General features: G+C 31.1%; 2 protein-coding genes and 1 pseudogene. All 3 read left to right on the top strand.

The window, feature by feature from the left end:
- Positions 1–860, top strand: a pseudogene (locus FTV11_RS16775) (DUF2345 domain-containing protein); the annotation flags it as partial.
- A 1,159-nt stretch (positions 861–2,019) separates the two neighbouring features.
- Positions 2,020–2,946, top strand: a complete 927-nt coding sequence (locus FTV11_RS16780; RefSeq protein ID WP_180007097.1) for a hypothetical protein — start codon at positions 2,020–2,022, stop codon at positions 2,944–2,946.
- 222 nt (positions 2,947–3,168) lie between these two features.
- Positions 3,169–3,561 (top strand): hypothetical protein, encoded by a 393-nt coding sequence (locus FTV11_RS16785; RefSeq protein ID WP_180022608.1) that lies wholly within the window; start codon positions 3,169–3,171, stop codon positions 3,559–3,561.
- Positions 3,562–3,829 lie beyond the last annotated feature (268 nt).

Below are 3,829 nucleotides of genomic sequence, written 5' to 3' on the forward strand. Positions count from 1 at the left end.
GCTTTGGACAACTGCGCTTTGATGACACCACAGGACAAATTTCGACACAATTACAAAGTACCCATGGTGCTACCCAGCTCAACCTCGGTAACCTCAGTCATCCCAAAGAAACCGCAGAAAGTGCAGGACGAGGTGAAGGCTTTGAACTGAGAACAGACCAATGGGGCGCAGTGCGTGCAGGACAAGGGCTCCTTGTCAGCACACACCCACAACAACAAGCAGCAATGCACCTCGACGCACAAGCGGCGAAAGAACAAATCGAAGCCAACTTAAACAGCAGCAAAGCCTTAAGTGAAGTGGCGAAAAATCAACAAACTGACCCACTTGAAGTCTTAGATAATCTGAAAAACTTCCTTGGACAAATCGAAAAAGGCAGTAAAGAAAAAGCTGATGCCTTTAAACAAGCCTTAATGATTTTATCTGCACCAAACTCAATTGCTGTGAGTAGTCAGGAAGATATTCATCTTTCAGCAGATGGACAGATCAGCCAAAGTGCAGGCGATAGCATCAATCTCAGCAGTCAAAAATCCTTAATTGCCCATGCACAAAGCAAGATCAGTCTATTTGCAGCACAAGAAGGCTTACGTGCGTATGCGGGCAAAGGCAAAGTTGAAATCCAAGCCCAAGGCGATGGGGCTGATTTGATTGCACGAAAGGGTATTCAAATTATTTCCACGGAAGATAAAGTTGAAATCAAAGCGAGCAAAAAAATTGTTTTGGTTGCGGGTGGTAGTCAGATTGAGATTAGTAGTGCGGGTGTATTGCCGACAACTAGCGGTAAGTTTGAAGTGAAGGCGGGGCAGCATAAGTTTGTGGGAGGGAACAAGATTCCCACTTTGAATGTAAATTTACCTGCACTGAAAATCAAAGAAAATTCAGTGAGCGAATGTCCTATAAGGTTAAAACAATCAAATTCAAATACCGAATATATATCTAATGCTGAGTCATCCACGGCGTTGAATGATTCAGCATTACATGGAAATAGTTGTTCATCTTTATTAAAACCAATTAGTATAGTTGATTATCTACCAGAAGCTCTTTCTGGGAAAATTGTAGATACGGATGAAAACGGAAATTTAATATCAATAGGTATAGAAAAAAATGAAACTTTAGAAGATGGTTATGTTGACTATTATGAAAATTCAAAGAGGTATAAAGTCAAATTTTATGATTATTCAGAGATAAGCCAACCATTTGATATTAAGTTTGATCCACTTAAAAACCTCTTAACAGTAACAACAAAGATATCTTTTAAAGGAAAAAAGCGTGTCTTAGTTGACAATAATAACCAGATAGTTACTAATAAAAGTGGTATAGAAGTAGAATTACCATATGATTCTAGCTTAGATTTGCAAAATTCCATGTTTTCTTTTGAGGATATAGAAATTCCATATAAAGATTGGTTTGACTTTAATAAAGCTAAATCTGAAATTGAGAAAATTTTAAATAAAAATAATTTTTATTTATATCCGAAAAACTGTGCTCAATCAAAATGTACGTGTAAAGTTCCAGTTTGGTTGGAAGTTGTAGAAGCACAAGATGGTCATGAGGTTAATATATACAAATTAAGTACACGTGCGGATTCAAGTAATTGGTCTATAAATGCTACAGCAGAATACGAAGCATCGAAAAAACAGGTAACTGATTACTATCAAATTTATGAATTTATTGAAAACTCAACTTCATTAACTGATTTTCAACAATATGACTTCGGATGTTGGAAATTTGAGCCAAGTTGGATGTCGAATAATATACATGCGCATGAATCTGGTCATTTATTTAATTGGCCAGATGAGTATTTTGCTTATGGGGGAGCAGTAAATCAAAGATATACTTTAGCTACAAGTAATCCACCATATCAAATAGATCTTAAGATTGCAGAGCCTGCAGATTTTTGGAAAAGAAATTCAAAAAATAATTTAATGGGTGAAGGAACTTTAATTAAAAATCCACAAATGCATGAATATTATCTGCATCAAATTCGAGATTGGTTTGAAAAAGAAACAGGGATTAATTGGGATGTTAAATCTTAAATTTATAATGGTTTCAATTTTATTTATGAGTACTGTATCAATGGCGAAAAATAATCAAGAGTTTTACACGAGTACATATCCAAATTATTGGGGTAATCCTCTTATAGAAAAATTTTGGGCTAATAATGGTAAAGAATTTTATTTGAAAAATTCTACAGTAGATAGAATAGGTAGTAAAAATAATAAAATAAACGGAGTCGGTTTGATTGTTAAAAGCTTAACCGAAAAAGAGGCTGAAGATTATGACAAATATGGAAAAAAAATTTTCTTGCTTAATAAAAAATATGATGTCAAAAGTAGTAAAGATAAGAAGCTAAATTTTAGATTTTTTGAAATTTCAGGTGAGAATACTGTTTCTTCAATACTTTTTAATTCAAAAGACAGTAATGGGCAGGAAGTTTTAAAATGGTTTAATGAAAAAAAAATAAATTTTATTAATTCCAGTGAAAGTAAAATGGAAATAGGATTTAAAATTATTACTAAAATAAAAAAAAGTGAATCTAATTATGTTTTAGAATTGATATTTGAGAATTTATCTGGGCAAGATATATTAATCACTGGGGTTAATGATTGGGAGGTGAGTAATGAAAATAGAAGAAGTAAAATAATATCAAATTTAGTGATTAGGGATGGTTTGAATGCATCTTTTAAATTTAGTTTGAATAAATATAATTTGATAGAGAAAAATGAGGATTTATTAAACAATCTAATATTACCTGGGAAAATGAAAAAAAGTATTCATTTCAAGTTAGATAAAAATGAAATGGATAAGCTAGAAGAATATCAAAAAATTATAGATGATGCAGAGCTAAAATATTATGTTGTTATGGATCTTAGAGTGCTATCGCCAAGTATTATTGCAGGTGATTTTCATTATTTAACTAGTTTGAATGAATTTATTTATTCTAAATGAATTGCATGTCGTATATTTGGTTTTTTCATATTTTTTTGTGCAGGGGAATTGTATTTTTAATGTTTGAAGTAATAATTTTGTAGGCGGAATTTTATTCTGATTTTTTAATTATTTAAACTTTCTTGCAATGGTTTTTGTTGATATTGATTTTTTAATTTTATTTAGTGGGTTTGATTTTAAAAAAATTATGTATTTTATTTTTAATAAATAAATTGAGCTATGATGAATTTTGTTGGTGTTTTTAGATTGTTATTTATAGTGCTCATTAGCTCGCATGTATATGCTGATGACGAAAAAATAGCATATTTATACGAGAAAAATAAACAAGCGCTTTTTTTAGGTGGGTGTAATAGGGGAGTTTTTCCATTTAATAGTACTGATTTTTCTAACATAAAAGATCTAACCTTAAAATATAAGTTGGAAAAAATTCATCGAAATTATGAAGAGCCTACATCGTTTAATTTTCTGATCGAAAATAAGGAAATTACAATGTACGGTGGAGGAGATGAAGTTGTAAGTAAGCTTTGTAATATGGAAAGTTCTAGAGAAATTAAAATTAATTATTATAAAATTGAAGGGTCTAAAAAATTATATTACTATATAGATGAAATTTAAATTTGTATTTAGGCTTAGTGAGGTTATTTCTTTTAATTATTTATAAAATATCTAAATCTAGTGGATATAAAATAATACATTGATAATTATTTTAAATGAAATACTTATGAAATTCATTTTTTATAGGAATTAGTTTTTTTGGGCTTTGTTGCACAAAGATTTGAAATGCAAAGCGCCCCTAATTGATCCAAATTTAAGGCGTAACTTGGGTAAGTGGGCGACCTAATTCCGTAAATCTGTTAAGGACTGCTACACGTGCATGGATCTC

The organism is Acinetobacter sp. YH12231 (assembly GCF_013417755.1).
Taxonomy (GTDB): Bacteria; Pseudomonadota; Gammaproteobacteria; order Pseudomonadales; family Moraxellaceae; genus Acinetobacter; species Acinetobacter amyesii.